The sequence below is a fragment of the Planctomycetota bacterium genome, assembly GCA_016125255.1.
Taxonomy (GTDB): domain Bacteria; phylum Planctomycetota; class Phycisphaerae; order Phycisphaerales; family Zrk34; genus RI-421.
Genome location: WGMD01000039.1, coordinates 1 through 17,880 on the forward strand (window position 1 = coordinate 1; position 17,880 = coordinate 17,880).

Below are 17,880 nucleotides of genomic sequence, written 5' to 3' on the forward strand. Positions count from 1 at the left end.
GCATCAAGATGACGAGCTTCGACCGTCAACAGATCGATGCGATCCGAAAGGAACTGAATCAGACCTTCAACACCCAACACCAACCCGCCGTCCAGACACCCGCCCCTTCACGAATTTACAGCACGACAGGGACTTGACCTCCGTTCATACCCATACCCCCTTGCGCCAATTCCCCAACGCTCGGGCGATTCGGCCGATGTGTCGTCGCGATTGACGATGATAGAACATCGCATGATCATACGCCTCGCGTGGTGGGTCCGCTTCGCTTGACCCACCCTGCTTCGCCGCGACGCTGAAATCCCCGGGCCGAGGGCGGCCCGGCTCGGACTTGCCTCGCGATGCGAACGACACCTGTCTGACACGTGGATGCCGAATCCACGGCGGTGTGCCAGCCTTGCATCCATTTCCCGACGCTTCGATCGAGGCCGTCGTCGCGATTGACGAGGATCGGACATCGCATGATCATACGCCTCGCGTGGCGGGTCCGCTGCGCTTGACCCGCCCTGCTTCGATTTCTTTGCCGGCCCATCGAAGCCCCGTGTTTACGGGCGGGGCTTTTTGGTTTCCAATCACGTTCGATGAGCACGCCTGATTCAACAAGCGATTCGTTTGTCGCGCCCTGGTGGTTGCGCAGCGCGCATCTTCAGACGCTCTGGGCGACGATTGTGCGGCGGCGCGTGACGCTCGAGACACGCCGGGAGCGGCTTGAATTGTCGGACGGCGATTTTCTGGATCTCGAACATGCGGGCGGCGAAGGGGGCGGGAGGCCGACGGTGCTGGTGCTGCATGGGCTGGCGGGGTCGGTCGAGTCGCCGTACGTGCGCGGTTTGCTGAGGCGCATCGCCGAGCGCGGATGGCATGGCGTATTGATGCACTTCCGGGGGTGCAGCGGGGAACTGAACCGGCTGCCGCGTTCGTATCACTCGGGGGAGACGGGCGACATGGCGTATGTCGTCGAGGCACTTCGCCGGCGCGATCCGGCTTCGCCGATCGCGGCGGTGGGCTACTCGCTCGGGGGCAACGCCCTGCTCAAATGGCTCGGCGAAACCGGCGCGGCGAACCCGCTGACGGCGGCGGTGGCCGTGTCCGTGCCTTTCGATCTGCACAATGCGGCGGAGCGCATGGAGCGCGGTTTGTCGCGCGTGTATCAATGGCATCTGCTGCGCGATCTGCACGCGATGGTCAAAGCGAAGATGCGGGCGATGGACACCGGTTTGACATTGACGCCGGGCGAGATCGAGGCGCTCAACACCTTTCGCCTGTTCGACGATCGCATCACCGCGCCGATGCACGGATTCGCCGGGGTCGATGACTACTACACGCGCTCCAGCAGCCGGCAATACCTGGCGGGCATTGGTCGGCCGACGCTGATCGTGCATGCGAGGGACGACCCGTTCATGACGCCCGACGCCGTGCCGACGCCCGCGGAAGTGTCGGCATCGGTGACGCTCGAAGTGAGCGAGCATGGCGGGCACGTCGGCTTCGTCGAGTCGGCGGGCGGGCGCATCGGCTATTACCTGGACCGTCGCATTCCGGCGTTTCTGGCGGCGCGTTTCACTGAGGCCGGTTCACGGATATAATGGCCCCTTCACGAGCGCCCGTAGCTCAATTGGATAGAGCGCAAGCCTCCGGAGCTTGAGGTTGCAGGTTCGATCCCTGCCGGGCGTATTTCCCTTCACTTTCTCAACGCATGAGTCACTTTCCGCAACTCGGCGTCGAACGACAACTCACCACCGCACCGACGGGCCACATTCTCGCCAACGCCGGCGTGTGGTCGCATGATGGTCAGTGGATCGTTTATGACATCCGCTCCGATGCGGCGGGCGAAAAGTTCGACGGCGATCGCATCGAGCGCGTGCATGTGGAGACGGGCGAGGTGCAGGTCTTGTACGAATCGCGCGACGGGGCGTGCTGCGGCGTGCCGACGTGCAGCCCGGTGGACGATCGCGTCGTGTTCATTCACGGCCCGGAGCGGCCCGATGCCGATTGGAGCTACCGGGCGGATCATCGGCGCGGCGTGGTGCTCCATGCCGACCGCCCCGCTTGGCCGATCACGCTCGACGCCCGCGATCTGGTTTCGCCCTATACGCCGGGCGCGCTGCGCGGGGGGACGCATCTGCATGCGTTCAGCGCGGATGGGCAATGCATTGTTTCGACGTACGAGGATCATGTGCTTGGTGCGCGGGGCGAGGCGGGGCGGCATGAGTCGAATCAGCGGAATGTGGCGGTGAGTTTGCCGCGGGGGCCGGTGCGTGTGTTGCACGCGCATCCGCGCAATCATGATGGGTCGCACTTTACGGTGCTCGTCACGCGCACGGTCGATCGGCCGCGCTACGGGTCCGACGAGATCAGCCGGGCGTGCGAGGAGGCATGGGTCGGTGTGGACGGCTATGTTCGTGCGGACGGCGGGCGGCAACGGCGCGCGATCGCTTTTCAAGGCGACGTCGTCACGGCGGGCGGACGGACGATCCGCGAGGCGTTCATCGTCGATCTGAGTGATGACCTGACCACGCCCGGCGACGGCCCGCTTCAGGGCACGGCGACGACCCGCCCGTGCGCGCCGCGCGGGTGCGCACAGCGCCGGCTGACTTTCACCGCCAACCGTATAAACCCCGGCTTGTCCGGCCCTCGCCACTGGCTGCGCAGCTCGCCTGACGGCGAGCGCATTGCCCTGCTCATGCGCGACGACGCCGGCGTGGTGCAACTGTTCACCGTCTCACCCCGCGGCGGGCCGATCTCGCAGTTGACGCACAACCCCCACGCCATTGGGTCCGCGTTGACATGGCGGTGCGACGGACGATGCATCGCACACGTGATGGATCAGTCGGTGTGCATCACGGATGCGACCACCGGCGCGACCCGTCGTGTGACGCCGCGTTGGGACGATCCGCTTGGGCCGCGGCCGGAGGCGTGCGTGTTCTCGCCGGACGGGGGGCGCATCGCCTACGTGCGGCGCGTGCCTGATGCGATGAGTGGTGTGTTGCGCAATCAGATTTTCACGGTGACTTGCCCGGCGGATTGACGATGGCGTCCGAGTCACGCGGCGGTGGGAATCTCGAAAGACTCGGCTCCGCGCGACTTGTGGCCGCCGTTGCGGATCATGTCTTTTGCGATCGGGCCGGCCTCGTTGTCGCCGCAGATGGAGATATGTTCGTTGAACACGACGCCGAGCATCGCCACGCCCAGATGTTCGAGCGTGCTGGAGGCCTTGCGGAGCCGGCGCATCGACCCGTTGCGGGCAGCGACGAGAATCGCCCCGTCGGTATACGGTGCGATCAGGGCGGCGGCGAGTGCGTTCTGAATCGGCGAGGCCTCGATCAAGATGACCTCGTAGCGCAGGCGCGCCATGTCGAGCAGATTTCGCATCGCCCCCAGATCCAGTTGACCCGCCCGTCCGTCGGGTTCGATGTTGATGCCCAGCACGTCCAGATCGTCGAGACTCGTCCGGGTCACGCACTGATCGAGCGGCCTCCCTTCGAGCACGCCCGCCAGACCCGGTCGCTGATTGCGATACGTTTTCACCACAAGCTGCGCTTCGACGAGATTCATGACCTCCAGCTCGACCACCGCATCGAACAGAAGCTGCTCGCGCTGGCGTCGCATCTCGGGTGTCAGCATCTGCTCGGCCCGCTCGATGGGGTAGCCCAGCTCGAAGAGCGTCTCGCGCAGCATCACTTCGCTCGCCGCCGCATGCTCGCGCACGCGCAGCAGGTCGGCCTCGCTGATCCTGCCGCTGTGTCTTAACGCGTCCTCGAAGCTCGGCGGCGACGCGGCGTTCATGCGATGCGTCAGATGGCGGCGTTCCATATCCAGATCGATCAGCAGCGTGCCGATGCCGCCTGTGGCGAAGGACGCTCCCAGCGCGATGCACAGGTCGGTCGTGCCGCTGCCGTGCTGGGCGCTGGAAATGAGCGCGACGTGCTGCCGGGTGCCGAGCTGGGCGGACTGAAGGCGGACGCGAATGTGATGAATATCCTCGATGGCCAGTGCGGAGGTGACGCCCGAATCGGGTAATACCTGGGTCACCCGGCCCAGCGACGGCGCCTGGCCGACGCAGAAGACCGCCTGATCCAGATGGCGGCACTTGTCGTCGAGCATGGCGGCGATGCCAAGCAGCATGATGCCCAGAGCGAAACCGGCGACGGTGCCGACGGCGGCGGCCTTGAAGCGCGCGCGGTCGACGGGATCGGTGGGCAGCATCGCCGGATTGACGACACGCACGCTACCCCCGAACCCCGATTCGAGATTGAGCTGATCGATGCGGCGGGCGGTCGTGTCGATCATCCCGCGCACATCGACAAGTTGATCCTCCATCCCTTCCAGCGACAATGAAAGTTTCGACACCGCCTGCTCGCCTTCATCAATCTGAGCCGTGAGCTGAGCGGGGGTCAGCGTCCGGGTTTCCTCGCCGGCCGGCGCGGGCGGCGGCGGATTCAGCGTGGCGTTGTACTGCGCCGCCGCCTCGTCGATCTGCTTGTGCAGAGCGGCAATGGTGCCATTGATCTTGATCACTTCCAAGTGACGGGGCGAGAATCGGCTCAACAGTTCGGCCTGATAAGTTCGGGCCTTGGCCAGCGCCACCAGCGCTTCCTGCATCGCCGGGTCATGGGCGGCGATCTGCGCGGCGGTGAGCACGCTCGGCGCGAGAGCCGAGGGCGCCTCGGCTGCGGTCAACTGCTGAAGCTCCTGGCGCAGCGTGTCGGTCTGTTGCCGGGCGGTGAGGCGCTCGGTCGTGAGCCGGGCCTGCTCGGCGCGAAGCGCATCGCGGCGGGCGGTCAGATCGTCGAGCCGCTTTTGCAGAAGCGCCACGCGATGAGCGTCATTCTCAATCGCGCCCTGCTGCTGAAGCTGCATGTATGCGGCGACCAACGCATCGACCAACAACTTGGCCAGCGCGGGGTTGGTGTGATCGAAGCTGACTTCGATGAGCTGCGTGCCGTTGGGGTGTGCGATCGACAGATGGCGATTGACGTCGTCGATCGTCCATTGCGCGGTGACCTGTGCGACGCTTGGTTCTGCGGCGACGATGCCCGCAAGAGCGCGCTCCAGCACACGTGTGCTCTGAAGGACGGCGACCTGCGAGTTGATGAAGGCGTTGTAATTGCGCGTCGCCGGGGAGTCGTTCTGCTCAAAGAGCACGGGCTCCTTCATGGGCGCGATTTCGATGGTGGCGGTGGCGCGGTAGAGCGTCGGGGTGCGACACCAGTTCCATGTGGCGAGTACGGCCGCACAGATCAGCAGCAGCAGCATCGCGGCGGACCATCGGCCGTGTAGACTGTGCCGGAGGCGCACGGCAAAATCCGACGATGGGGGCGTCTCCAGGAGCAGGGCCATGGAATTGTCCTGCGGAGCGTCATTCGTCGGCGAGGCACGGGATTTGGATTGTCCCCATAGACTCTTCATTGGGGCACATTTATCTCCTTCACGGTCCGCCACGCTGACTCGGGGTGTTAGGACAAATACGGATCATGCCGATAGCATCGACCCGTCCCGAAGGGGGCTTTATCGTTTGAAGGAGGCCTGCCGTTTGTAACACCCAAACCGGCATAACCCATATCAGCGTCAAAATCACCCATAAGACATTTAATTTAAGTATGATACGACGATTCGTATCACCCTATAACCGCTTCCCGGACGCCTTTTGGGAAGATGCGGGAAATACCCATCCGGGCACAGATTTTATTGACAATATGCGGAATCCGGGGTACTTTAAAGAAGATGGATCGTACGCTTTGGAGAGAGTGGACGATCACTGGAAAAAGGGATTGAAAGACCGGCGGTCGACGCGGATGTGGGTCGTCGATGCCGGGAATGCGAGCGAAAAAAAGGCACCGATATGTCCCATCGGGAATGTGTTGTGCGCGTGATCAATCGTGTGGCTCGGACTGCCGGGGCAACACAGTGCCGGTGCCCGTTTTGTGGATGGCCAGACGCTGAAGATGATCGGCAGCCGTTTGCTGCTGTGCGTTTTGGGAGACGCTAGATGGCTAGGACTGACATGGACCTGGACAATGGATCCTCGATGGATCGCGGCGAAGGCGGGCCGGAGTTGCCCGCCGGGTTGGATTTTTCCGCCCCGACGATGGTGGGCGATTCGGAGCCGATGAAAAAGCTCCGCGCCCGCATCGCTTCGCTGGGCGCCCGCGACTGCACCGCCATGGTGCATGGCGAAACCGGCTCCGGCAAGGAGCTCGTCGCGCGTCAGCTTCATGCATGCAGCCCCCGGCTCAAGCAGCCGTTCATCGCCGTAGACTGTACGACGCTGCGTGACACGCTTTTCGAATCCCAGCTTTTCGGTCACACCAAGGGCGCTTTCACGGGCGCCGACAAGCCGACGCTCGGCTTCTTCCGCGCCGCGGACGGGGGCACGATCTTCCTTGATGAAATCGGCGAGCTGGATCTGCCCGTGCAGGCGAAGCTTCTGCGCGTGATTCAGGAACGCTGCGTCACGCCGCTCGGTTCGATCAAGCCGATTCCGATCAATGTGCGCATCATCGCGGCGACGCACCGTGACCTGAAGGAACTGGTCAAGAACGGCACGTTCCGCGAGGACTTGTTCTTCCGTCTGAACGTGGTGAAGCTCAACGTGCCGCCGCTGCGTGAGCGGCCGGGCGACGTGGTCCGCCTCGGCGAACACTTCCTTGCTGAACTGGCGGCGATGTACGACGAGCCGGTCAAGGAGATCGGACCGGATGTGGCGGCGGCGATGAAGGCGTATCGTTGGCCGGGCAATGTGCGTGAGCTGGCCAATGCGATGGAGCACGCGGTGGCGCTGGCGCCGGGCAAGGTGCTCACGCTCGACGACATGCCCGACACGCTCCAGGACATCGAGGGCGACTACAGCGACGACGGCGATGACGACGACGATTACCGCGGCAGCGCCTCGGGCAATGGTGGCAACGTCGATGACGTCGATGTGAGCAATGGGGACGCTTACAGCGGCGTGGGCATGGCGGACGGCGAGCCGGTGATGTCGCTGGACGAAGCGGAAAAGACGATCGTCGCCAAGGCGCTGAAGCTCTCGGACGGCAACCAGTCGCAGGCCGCCCGGATGCTCCAGATCGAGCGCCGCCGGCTCTATCGCATGGTCGACCGCTTCGGGCTCGATCATCTGATCAAGAAGTAGACTACGCCCGACGCATTGCGTCGCGGATATCGAAAACTTCACGTTGCAATGCGAATCGCCTCCGCTCAGCGAGCGGCGCTTGGTTAAAACTTGCGCCGACGGCGCGCGGGGGGGATGTTCATCTGGCCGCGGTATTTGGCGACGGTGCGACGGGCGATGTCCAGCCCGGCTTCCTTGAGCTGGTCGACGAGCGCATCGTCGGAGAAGGGATTTTTGGGGTCTTCGTTGTCGATGATTTCCTTGAGCTTGGCCTGCACGGCGGCCCAGGACATTTCCTCGCCGCTGGCGTTTTCCGTTCCGCCGGAGAAAAACTGGCGCAACGGGTAGATGCCGCGCGGGGTCTGCATGTACTTGTCCGCCACGGCGCGCGAGACGGTTCCGACGTGGATGCCGAGCTGATCGGCGACCTGGATCATCGGCAGCGGCTTGAGATGCTGAGGCCCGTGATCAAGAAAGTCACGCTGCGCATCGATCACCACATTCACCACGCGCAGCAGCGTCGAGTTGCGCTGCTGAAGCGCATCGAGCAGCCAGCGGGCGTTGGACAGATTGTCCGCCAGGTACTTGCGTGTGGCCTTGTCCTGCGAGCGGTCCTTGGAAAGCGCCCGGTACTGCGGATTGATGCGCAGGGCCGGCTGCCGACCGCGGTTGAGCCCGGCGACGTAGCGATCGTTGACGGGGTCGTATTCGACGATGACGTCGGGCGTGATGACCTGCACGCGCTCGGGGGCGAGGCGGCGGCCGGGGCGCGGATCGAGCCGCTTGAGCACATTCAGCGCCGCCTTGATCTGCTCCATGTCCATGCCCGACTGCTGCACGATGCGCGGCAGTCGATTCATCTCCAGGTCCTTGCGGTGCCGGGTCATCAATGCGCGGGCGTTGACCAACTCGTCCTCCGGCCCCTGGTCTTCGATCATGGCGTCGATCTGAATGACCATGCACTCGGGCAGGTCGCGGGCGCCGATGCCCGTCGGCTCAAGCCGCTGCTGGATGAGCTTCAGCGCCGCCTCAAGCTGCTCGAGCGTCACGCCCGGCGGGGCCTGATGCAGGACCTGTTCCATGTCCGCGCGGAAGTAGCCGTCGTCGTCGATGAACCCGATCAGATGTTCGCCGGCCTTCCTGATCTCCGCCTCCGTCTCGACAAAGCGCCACTGCTCCAGAAGCTGATCCGGAAGCGAAGCGCCGCGCGAGGCGGTATTGGCCATGGCGTCCATCTTGATGTCGCGCTCGCCGGTGTCCTTACGCATGGGCGTATGGAACTCGGCGGACTCGGTCGTGTTCTGGCTCCACTCCTCGCCGTACTCGCGGTTGAACTCATCGGCCCGGGCAAAGTCCTCGCTGTGCCCCTGGCTCGAATCCTCCACACGAATCTCCCGCTCGCCCTCGGTGTCGGCATCGCGGGGCTGGGTTTCCTGATCTGCGGTGGCCTCGCGCAGCTCAAGTACGGGATTCTGCTCCAGTTCCATCTCGATGCGCTCCTCCAGCGCCATGGTGGCAAGCTGGAGAATCTCCATGGACTGAATCATGCGCGGCGAGAGCTTCATCTTCTGCTCTAACCGCAGGTGCTGTCCCGCATCTATCCGCATGACGCCTCGTGCTCGATCGAGCTTGAAAGTCCTGTCACAGCCGATGACTGCATCGGCTGACCTCTGGCTCTAGATTATCCGATGAGACGAAAAAAACAATGCCTGCGGAGAGTTTGGCAGGAAATTTGCTTGTAGGGGTTGGAGCAATCGCTACAACCGTCAGAATGCACACTATTTGACCGATTGCCGGCTGGCGATGGCATCGGAGAGGACGGCCTTGTTGGCGTACTCGAGTTGCGTGCCCACGGGCAGGCCGCGGGCGAGGCGGCTGAGCGTGACGTTGGCGAGGCCGGCGAGTTGGTCGGCGATGTAGAGCGAGGTGCCGTCGCCTTCCATATTCGGATTCGTGCCGAGGATGACCTCGACGCTCTTGCCCGCGTCGGCGGCGGTTTTAACACGCTCGATCAGCGGGCCGACGGTCAGACTGCCGGGCCCGACGCCTTCGAGCGGGGCCAGGTGTCCGAGCAGGACGTGATACACGCCGTCGTAGACATGGGTCTGCTCGAGACTGATGACATCACGGGGCTGCTCGACGACGAGAATCTTATGGGCGTCGCGTCGGGGGTCTGCACAGATGAGGCACGGGTCGGTTTCCGTCAGGTTGTAGCAGATGTGGCAATGGCGGACGTTCGATTTCACATCGCTGATCGCGCGGGCGAGCGCCATGGCTTCGTCGCGCTGCGATTTGAGCACGTGAAACGCCAGCCGCTCCGCCGTCCGCCGCCCGATGCCCGGCAGCTTGGCGAACTCGTCGATCAGACGGTTCATCGACTCGGTGTAGGACGCCTTCTCGCTCATGAGCGCAGCAGTCCTTCCATGCCCGGCAGGTTCATCCCGCCGGTGAGCTTGCTCATCTCCTGCGCCACGAGCCGCTGCACCATCTCGACGCCGTTGTTGACCGCCGCGGCGATCAGCTCTTCGACCATGAGCTTGTCATCCCCCGCGATGCCCGCCAGCAAGGGTTCATCGAGTTCGACGCGCAGCACCTTGCCCTGGCCGTTCATGGTGACGCGCACCGCTCCGCCGCCGGACTCGCCGACGACGACTTTCTGAGCCAGCTCGTCCTTGAGCTTCTGGGCCTGCTCTCGGATCGCGCCTGCGTTTTTCATGATCGAAGCCAGTCCCTTGAGCTGTTCAAACATCCGGGTCATCCTTTTTCTGATTCGGTTTGGCCCGCAGGTCCACGAGCCGGGCGTCGAACATGTCCACCACCTGCCGCACGAGGGGTTCGTTCATGACGGCATCGCGCTGCTGGGCGTTGGCCGCCCGCTGCGGTTCGGGCGTCGGCGACTTGGGCGGCGGCGTGAATTTGAGTTTGGGGACGACGGGTTCGGGCGATTTGGCTGTCACTGCCGCCGCGGGTCGCGTCGGCAATGCGGCGGGCCGAGACGTCGATTCAACGGCTAACTTTTTTTTTTGACCCCCGGCGCCTCCGGAAGCTTCGCCGCTCAAAAGCGTCGCGACGTCGGCGAATTTCTCGCTCATGGCCAGCCGCACGATCGCCGCATCGAGCAGCGCCCGCGGCGTCGATGAACTTTTGCCGTATCGCTGCACGTTCTCCAGCAGCGCAATCATGTGGACCAGGCCCGCAGTGTCGAACTTCGCCGCCTGCGCCGCCGCCTGCTTTTTCGATTCCTCATCGAGTTCGACAAGGTCGCTGGTTGGCCCGCAGGCGGCGATCAGCATGAGATTGCGCAGATGTTCGCTCAGCACGGTGAGCAATTGTTCCTGCGCGACGCCGCGTTTGAGCAGTTCGTCGGTTTTGGCGAGGGCTGCGCCGGGGTCGGAGTCGGCGATGGCGTCGGCCAGGGCGGCGATGACGAAGCGATCGGGCAGGCCGAGCATGCGCTCCAGCACCTCGTCCGTCAGCGGGTTCTCGCCGGTGGCGAGAAGGCGATCGAGCAGCGACAGCGCATCGCGCATCGACCCGTTGCCGAGCCGCGCCACTTGAAAGAGCACCGCGTCGTCCGCCTTGTGCTTCTCCGCCTTGAGCACCTCGCGGAGATGTTCGACGATCCGCCCGATGGGGATGTTGCGGAAGTCAAAACGCTGACAGCGCGAATGAATCGTGGGCAGCACCTTGTGCGGCTCGGTCGTCGCCAGAATGAACTTCAAATGCGACGGCGGCTCCTCCATCGTCTTGAGCAGCGCGTTGAACGCCGCGTTGGAGAGCATGTGCACTTCGTCGATGATGTAGACCTTGAAGCGGGCGTTGCCGGTCGGGGCGAGGCCGGCGTTGGCGATGAGTTGACGCGCATCATCGACGCCGCCGTGGCTGGCGCCGTCGATCTCGATGACGTTCATGTCCTGCCCGCTCATGATGGCGTCGGCCATGCGCTGCTGCACATCTTTGGGCGGGTATTCGACGCCCTTGGGCCGGGGGCAGTCGGGGATGGTGTCGGGGGCGTTGAGAGCCCGTGCGAACAGACGGGCCATCGAAGTTTTGCCGACGCCGCGCGTGCCGCAGAAGAGGTAGGCATGGTGCAGGCGATCGGTGGCGATGGCGTTCTTGAGCGTCTGCGCGATCGGCTCCTGCCCCACGACATCATCGAAGGACTGCGAGCGGTATCGGCGTGCCAGAGCGGTATAGGACATGGCGGTCAGGTATCAGCGTTCAGCAATCAGCCAAAAACCACACGGCTGACGGCTGATGCCTGATGGCTGAAAGCTCCTCATTTTCGTCCCATCGGCGAGCGACCAGGACACCAACGGCACCGGGCGACGGCCGCTTATGGCTGCTGTCTTCCGACCCTGACCAGATTCACGGGTAGCCCGTGCATCGGGCCCGGCCGCTCGCCGATGGGACGAAGCATCCCAATATAGCTTGCCCGCCCCCATGAATCAAAACCGCGATTCGTCCACCATGATCCGCTCCATCGGCCCCCGCATCCGCATCATCACCCGACCGACCAGCATCATCGCCACCGCCGCGAGCCCCGCTACGAATCCCCACCACAATCCCACCGCGCCGATCCCCCGACCGAACGCCAACTCGATCCCGACCGGCGTCCCAATCAGCCAAAGCCCCAGCAGATTGATCACCATCGGCCCCCGCGTGTCGCCCACCCCGCGTAATACACCCGTCGCCACCGTCTGCAATCCGTCGAACACCTGAAACAGTCCCGCGATCGGAATGAGCAAGGCCGCCAGCGCGACCGCGGGTACGTCATCCGTGAACATCCGTGCCAGTTCGGCCGGGATGCTCACGAATAAAACCGCCGTCCCCGTCATGAACGTCGCCCCCAGCGCCAGCGCCCCCGCCGCCGCTCGTCGCGCCTTGCTCGCATCGCCTTCGCCGATCGCCTGTCCGACCCGCACCGCCGCCGCCTGCGAAATACCCAACGGCACCATGAACGTCAGCGCCGCCAGATTCAGCGCCATCTGATGCGCCGCCAGTTGCGTGACCCCCAGCGCGCCCATCAGGATCGCCACCAGCGCGAACGCCCCGTGCTCCGCCGACATGTGCGCCCCGATGGGCAGGCCGATCTTGAGCATGCGCTTCAACGGCCCGATCGCCGTCGCCTCCCGACGCCACGGCCGCACCAGTCCGCGCAGCGTCCCCCAACTCAGCCCCGCCAGCATCCCCGCCATCACCCATCGGCAAACCACCGTCGCCCATGCCGACCCCGCCACGCCCATCGCCGGCATCCCCAGCTTCCCGTAAATCAACACCCAGTTCGCCAGCCCGTTCGCCCCGTTCGCCACTACCACCGCCCAGACAATCGGCCGCACCGTGTCCATCCCCTGCAGCGCCGACCGCAACACCACAAACGCAAAAAACGGCAGCATCCCCGCCATGCAGATCCAAACATACACCCCCGCCCCGCTCACCAGTTCCTCCGGCTGCTGCAATCCCGCCAACACCCCCCGCACCGGGACCATCACCAGCACCGCAGCCCCCGATGTCAACAAGCAAAGCACCAACCCCCGCTGCACCGCCCGCGCCATGCCCTCCTGATCGCGTGCCCCCACCGCCTGCGCCATTACCGGGTCCAACGACATGAGCAGCCCCATGAAAAACATCGACACGCCCCACAAATACTGATTCCCCAGCGCCACCGCCGCTAGCGCCTCCGCCGACAAATGTCCCACCATGATCGTGTCCACCACCCCCATCAACATCATCCCCACCTGCACCAACACCACCGGCCCCGCCAGCCGCAACAACCCCCCAAACTCCTCACGACTCGGCCACACCGATGGCATAAACACCTCAATTGTGCCGCACCCCGACCGACGCGACGCCCCCAAGTTTAGGTCAACGCGCTCGCCTCCGGCTCGCGGCCAAACAATCGCTTTGCGCTTCCACTCCCCACTCCCAACTCCTCACTCCATCGTTCCCCCTCTGCGTATCGCCCCCTTGCCAAACTTCCCCGTAATCTGATCCGTCACGCTGTCCATGCGTTTGCGTTTCTCCGCCGCCGCGTCGGTGAACAAGCCCATCTGGGCTTCGCCCGCGATGAGCTGCTGCGCCTGCATCCCGATGAGCCGCACGGGTTGATACGACGACTTCGCCCAGCGGTCGAACAACGTGGACGCCGCCTGCCAGAGCACGTCCGTCGCGTCCGTCGGCGAATCGAGCGCCATCGACCGTGAAATCGTCTGAAAGTCCCCGAAGCGAATTTTCAGCGAGACGCTCCGCGTCATGAGCCCCGCCCGCCGCACCCGCCGCGCCACCTGTTCCACCTGCTCGAGCAGCACCCGCCGCACATCCGACGCCTTCTCCAAATCCTGCCCGAACGTCTGCTCGTGTCCGATGCTCTTGGCCGCCCCGTCCGGCGTCACCGCCCGCTCGTCCACCCCGCGACACAGCCGCATGTACCTTTCCGCGTCGCTCCCAAATCGCCCCTTCATCCATTCCGGGGGCATGCGCTTCAAATCCCCGATCGTCTTCACCCCCGCTGCACGCAGCTTCTCCTCCGTGACTTTGCCGACTCCCCACATCCGCCCGATCGGCAGTTTCTCCAGAAATGTCTCGACCTCTTCCGTCTTCACCACCGTCAGCCCGTCGGGCTTGTTCATGTCCGACGCCAGCTTCGCCAGAAACTTGTTCGGCGCCACGCCCACCGACGCCGTCAACTTCAGTTCCTCCCTGATCCGCGCCTTAAGCTGCGCCGCCATCGATTCGCCTGATCCAAACAATCGCTCGCAGCCCGTGGCGTCGATGAACGCCTCGTCCACGCTGACCGGCTCCACCAAGGGCGAAAACGCATCAAGTATCGCGAACATTTGCTTCGACACCTCCCGATACCGGCTTCCCCGCACCGGCACGACGATCGCCTGCGGACACAACCGCCGCGCGATCGCCATCGGCTGCGCCGAATGACACCCGAACGGCCGCGCCTCATAGCTCGCCGTCGCCACCACGCCGCGCGGCCCGTCGTATCCAATCAAAATGGGCTTCCCCCGAAGCTCCGGCCGATCCAACTGCTCAATCGCCGCGAAAAACGCATCCATGTCCACATGCAAAATGGTGCGCTCGACGGCCATCGTCACATCCGCCGCTTGCGGCTTCGCATCGTCCGCGATTACGTACTGCTCTTCCCTTCATCCCCCGCGATATTCTTGCGCATCAAGGTATCCGCCTGAATGTTGCGGTAGCGCATGTAGTCCATGATCCCCATGTTCCCGCTGCGGAAGCTCTCGGCGATCGCCTTGGGAATCTCCGCCTCGGCGAGAACGACCAGCGCACGGTTCTTCTGAACCTCCGCCTGAAACTCCTGCTCGGCCGCCACGGCCGCGGCGCGCCGCTTCTCGGCCTCCGCCTGGAAGCGCCGCTTGTCCGCCTCGGCCTGATCCGCCTGCAATTTCGCGCCGATGTTCTCGCCGACGTCGATGTCGGCGATGTCGATCGAAAGAATGTCGAACGCCGTCCCGGCGTCGAGGCCCTTCTGAAGCACCGTCTTGGAAATGCGGTCCGGGTTCTCGAGCACGGCTTTATGACTCGACGCCGAGCCGATCGTCGTGACGATGCCTTCGCCGACGCGGGCGATGATGGTTTCTTCGGTGGCGCCGCCGACGAGCCGGGCGATCGAAGCGCGCACCGTCACACGGGCGCGGGCCTTGAGCTGAATGCCGTCCTGCGCGACGGCGTCGATCGTGACGCGGCCGGAATTGGCGCTGGGGCAGTCGATGACCTTGGGGTTCACGCTGGTCTGCACGGCGTCGAAAATATCGCGCCCCGCCAGATCGATCGCGCAGGCCGTGTCCCACGGCAACTCGATTTTCGCACGGTCCGCCGCGATCAGCGCATTGATCACATTCGTCACGCGTCCCCGCCGTCCGCCCACCGCCAGGTAGTGCGTCTCAAGCTGATTCGTCGAGACATGAATCCCGGCTTTGACGGCCGTGATGCGTGCGCGGACGATTTCGTTGGGGTCCACCTTGCGGAACTTCATGCCGATCAGTTCAAAGAACCCGACCCGCGCGCCCGAGAGCAACGCCTGAATGTACAGGCCGAGGTAGTTGAACATCAGCATGGCCAGCGCGAGGCCTAAGATGATCAGGATAATGATCACGCCGTAGAGAATGATCTCACCGAACGCGGCCAGTGTGTATTGCATGGGTGAATCCCCTGTGAGGAGTACGTCGTGCCTGTCATTATGCGCTGTCTGGTCGAGCCGGGCAAACGTCAGAGCGTGCGGCGTTGCGTCAGTTCGTGTACCACTTTGCCGTTCACATCATGCAGGCGCAGCGCGATCGTGCTCGCGCCGGCTTCGGGTTTGAGCGTCAACGACAGGAAACCGCCGCCGACGCGGTGGAATTTGTGAATCTTCGGGTCGTATCCCGGCGATCCGCCGGCGTGCGAATCCGATGCCGCGCCCACCGAAAACTCGACGAGGCCGGTCTTGGGGTGGACCGAGTGATATTGCCAGTGCCGGTCGCCGCAGATGACGAAGAAATGATCGGGGGCATGCTGCTGAATCCATCCTCGGATTTCATCGCCCTCGTATTTGAAATTGTCGTTGGCGAGATTGTCGTGCTTGCCCTTGCGGTCCGGGCCGACGAGCGGCGTGGGGCTCACCAGAATCTTCCATGTCGCATCACTTTCGGCGATCGTCTTCCTGAACCATGCCTTCTGTTCCGCCCCCCAGATCGTCTTGGCCGGGCCGTCGGGCATCGTGTTGGGCGAACGATCGTCGCGCCCCTCCGCGAGCCATATCTGAAGATCGCGGCCCCATCGAATCGTGCGATACGAAGGCCCGCCGCTCATCGGCGCCTGCTGGCGGAAAATCGCCTGACCTTCCGCGAACGTCAGATCGCCCAGCCGCTCGCCCGGCCAGGAATCGTCGCGCAGCGTGTCGTGATCATCCTTGAGCCAGTACGTGCCGAAGTTGCTCGTAAACGAGCGAAGCCGCGGCAAGCTGAACATGCGCTCCCAGTGATAGCGGGCGAGCCGCTCCGTCATCGCGCTCGGCGCTTCGTTGTCGTAATACACCAGATCGCCGGTCAGGCAGGTGAATTTTGGTTCAAGCGCCGCCATCGACGGATAGATCGGATGCCCGTCCGCATGATCGCGGTCGTGATACATCTGACACGTCATGATGCACGCCGTCATGTCCGTCGGCGTCGCGACCGCCATCGCCGTCTCGAATCGCCCGCGCTGCGCGGCGTGCAACACTTTGCCGTCCGGTTCGGCGGTCTGACTTTCGTAGAAATAGACGGAGCCGGGCTTCAAATCCGTCAGGTCGAACTGATGAATGAAGTCGCCGGCCGCATCGACGTCGAACCAGTCGGTTGAGATCGCATCACTCAGATCGTCGCGCAACCCGTAGCGCAGGCGCACGCGTCCCGCCATGCCCGGACACGCCCCGTGCATCGCGTCGACCGCCTCATCCGCGTAATGCTGCGCCTTGTTCGGATTCGCCCGCCCCGTCGGCTCGTCGCCGCCGCTGTTACGTTCCGGCCGCTGCGTCACGCGCGCCCACACGCGGGCGGTCGTCGGCGTCGCTTCGCCGGCGCGCGTGCCCATCGCCTGATGCGCCGCGGCCGACGCCTCGCCGCGCGCAATCGACGGGTCCGTCAGCGATGATCCGTCAATCAGCGAGCCCATCGCCGCGCCCGCCGCGCCGGCGATGAACGTCCGCCGGGAGACGCCGCGTGTTTCGTCACGTCGCGATGCCATGTCGTTCGCCTCGTTGATGGAATCGATATCAACCGCTGACGGCCGCCGCCACGTTTTCGACGTCGACCGGCCGAATGATCCCGCTTTCGGTGATGATCCCGGTGATCAATTCCGCCGGCGTGACATCGAAGGCGGGGTTGTAGACGTTGACCCCCGCCGGTCCGCCCACTTCGCTCCCCGCCCGCTGCTCGATCGGAATCTTTGCCCCGCTTTCGCAGGTCAGATCGAACGTGCTCGACGGAGCGGCGATGTAGAAGGGAATGTGGTGATGTTTGGCGAGCACCGCCACGCCGTAGGTCCCGATCTTGTTGGCGGCGTCGCCGTTGGCGGCGATGCGGTCGGCGCCGGTGATGACAAGCCCGATGCGCCGTTCGCGCATGACCTGCGCCGCCATGGAGTCGGTGATGAGCGTCACGTCGATGCCCGCCTGACTCAATTCCCATGCGGTCAATCGCGCCCCTTGGAGCAATGGGCGGGTTTCGTCGGCGAAGACGCGGAACTTCACGCCCGCCTCATGCGCCAGATACATCGGCGCCGTTGCGGTCCCGATGCCCGCCGTCGCCAGCGCGCCGGCGTTGCAGTGCGTCAATACGCCCGTGTCGGGCTTGATGAGATGCACGGCTTGACGCCCGATGGCTTCGCACATGGCGGCGTCCTGAGCGTGAATCGCGCGGGCTTCGTCGAGCAGGCGCGCCGGGTCATCGGTGTTGAGATTGCGAAGTCGGTCGATGGCCCAGAAGAGATTGACGGCGGTGGGCCGGCTCGTGGCGAGGTAGGCCGCGGCGGCGGGCAAGTCGTCGCTCTGTGCGCCGATGACGCATCCGTACGCCGCCGCCACGCCGATCGCCGGCGCCCCGCGCACGCTCAGATTCCGAATCGCCCGCCACACCGACTCGACATCGCGGCAGTGCAGCTCGGCGAGTCGGCCGGGCAACTGCGTCTGATCGATGAGGCGAAGGTAACCCGTCGCCGCATCGCCGATCCATTCCACCGGACTGGGGCAGCGTGTTGGCATGCGATCATCATACGCCAATCCGACCCGC

Annotated in this window: 13 protein-coding genes, 1 tRNA gene and 1 other RNA gene; 4 read left to right on the forward strand and 11 right to left on the reverse strand. The window is 64.3% G+C overall.

The window, feature by feature from the left end; all coding sequences use genetic code 11:
* The first annotated feature begins 578 nt into the window (after positions 1 to 578).
* The 3 genes from GC162_20560 (at position 579) to GC162_20570 (ending at position 3,022) form a co-directional block, all read left to right on the forward strand.
* Positions 579 to 1,580: a hydrolase gene (locus GC162_20560; GenBank protein MBI1371033.1), complete on the forward strand. Its 1,002-nt coding sequence runs from the start codon at positions 579 to 581 to the stop codon at positions 1,578 to 1,580.
* A gap of 14 nt (positions 1,581 to 1,594) precedes the next feature.
* Positions 1,595 to 1,668 (forward strand) — tRNA-Arg (locus GC162_20565).
* A gap of 22 nt (positions 1,669 to 1,690) precedes the next feature.
* Positions 1,691 to 3,022, forward strand: coding sequence for a DUF3748 domain-containing protein (locus GC162_20570; protein ID MBI1371034.1), 1,332 nt, complete (start codon positions 1,691 to 1,693; stop codon positions 3,020 to 3,022).
* 14 nt (positions 3,023 to 3,036) lie between these two features.
* Here GC162_20570 and GC162_20575 read toward each other — a convergent pair whose 3' ends face one another.
* Positions 3,037 to 5,403 (reverse strand): hypothetical protein, encoded by a 2,367-nt coding sequence (locus GC162_20575; protein ID MBI1371035.1) that lies wholly within the window; start codon positions 5,401 to 5,403, stop codon positions 3,037 to 3,039.
* A gap of 580 nt (positions 5,404 to 5,983) precedes the next feature.
* On the opposite strand from GC162_20575, the gene GC162_20580 reads away from it, so the two are divergent.
* Positions 5,984 to 7,126, forward strand: a complete 1,143-nt coding sequence (locus GC162_20580; GenBank protein MBI1371036.1) for an AAA domain-containing protein — start codon at positions 5,984 to 5,986, stop codon at positions 7,124 to 7,126.
* 83 nt (positions 7,127 to 7,209) lie between these two features.
* Here the strand turns inward: GC162_20580 and rpoN are convergent, their stop codons facing one another.
* From rpoN to mtnA, 10 genes are all read right to left on the reverse strand, one after another.
* Positions 7,210 to 8,712, reverse strand: coding sequence for an RNA polymerase factor sigma-54 (rpoN, locus tag GC162_20585; GenBank protein ID MBI1371037.1), 1,503 nt, complete (start codon positions 8,710 to 8,712; stop codon positions 7,210 to 7,212).
* Between the two features lie 171 nt (positions 8,713 to 8,883).
* Positions 8,884 to 9,480: a recombination protein RecR gene (recR, locus tag GC162_20590; GenBank protein MBI1371038.1), complete on the reverse strand. Its 597-nt coding sequence runs from the start codon at positions 9,478 to 9,480 to the stop codon at positions 8,884 to 8,886.
* Between the two features lie 26 nt (positions 9,481 to 9,506).
* Entirely contained in the window at positions 9,507 to 9,854 is a 348-nt protein-coding gene (locus tag GC162_20595; protein ID MBI1371039.1) for a YbaB/EbfC family nucleoid-associated protein, read from the reverse strand.
* Positions 9,847 to 11,307 (reverse strand): DNA polymerase III subunit gamma/tau, encoded by a 1,461-nt coding sequence (gene dnaX, locus GC162_20600; GenBank protein ID MBI1371040.1) that lies wholly within the window; start codon positions 11,305 to 11,307, stop codon positions 9,847 to 9,849. The genes GC162_20595 and dnaX overlap by 8 nt, the downstream gene beginning before the upstream one ends.
* A gap of 97 nt (positions 11,308 to 11,404) precedes the next feature.
* Positions 11,405 to 11,503: signal recognition particle sRNA small type (gene ffs, locus GC162_20605), an RNA gene on the reverse strand.
* A 50-nt stretch (positions 11,504 to 11,553) separates the two neighbouring features.
* The gene (locus GC162_20610; GenBank protein ID MBI1371041.1) at positions 11,554 to 12,918 is read right to left on the reverse strand and encodes an MATE family efflux transporter; all 1,365 of its coding nucleotides are present in this window, start codon (positions 12,916 to 12,918) and stop codon (positions 11,554 to 11,556) included.
* Positions 12,919 to 13,038: 120 nt separating this feature from the next.
* Complete coding sequence (locus tag GC162_20615; GenBank protein ID MBI1371042.1) at positions 13,039 to 14,202, reverse strand: DNA polymerase IV; 1,164 nt, start codon at positions 14,200 to 14,202, stop codon at positions 13,039 to 13,041.
* A gap of 38 nt (positions 14,203 to 14,240) precedes the next feature.
* The gene (gene floA / locus GC162_20620) at positions 14,241 to 15,275 is read right to left on the reverse strand and encodes a flotillin-like protein FloA (protein MBI1371043.1); all 1,035 of its coding nucleotides are present in this window, start codon (positions 15,273 to 15,275) and stop codon (positions 14,241 to 14,243) included.
* A 68-nt stretch (positions 15,276 to 15,343) separates the two neighbouring features.
* A complete protein-coding gene (locus GC162_20625) occupies positions 15,344 to 16,510 on the reverse strand; it encodes an alkaline phosphatase (protein ID MBI1371044.1) in 1,167 nt (388 codons plus the stop codon).
* Positions 16,511 to 16,865: 355 nt separating this feature from the next.
* Positions 16,866 to 17,852 (reverse strand): S-methyl-5-thioribose-1-phosphate isomerase, encoded by a 987-nt coding sequence (gene mtnA / locus GC162_20630; GenBank protein MBI1371045.1) that lies wholly within the window; start codon positions 17,850 to 17,852, stop codon positions 16,866 to 16,868.
* Between the last annotated feature and the right edge of the window lie 28 nt (positions 17,853 to 17,880).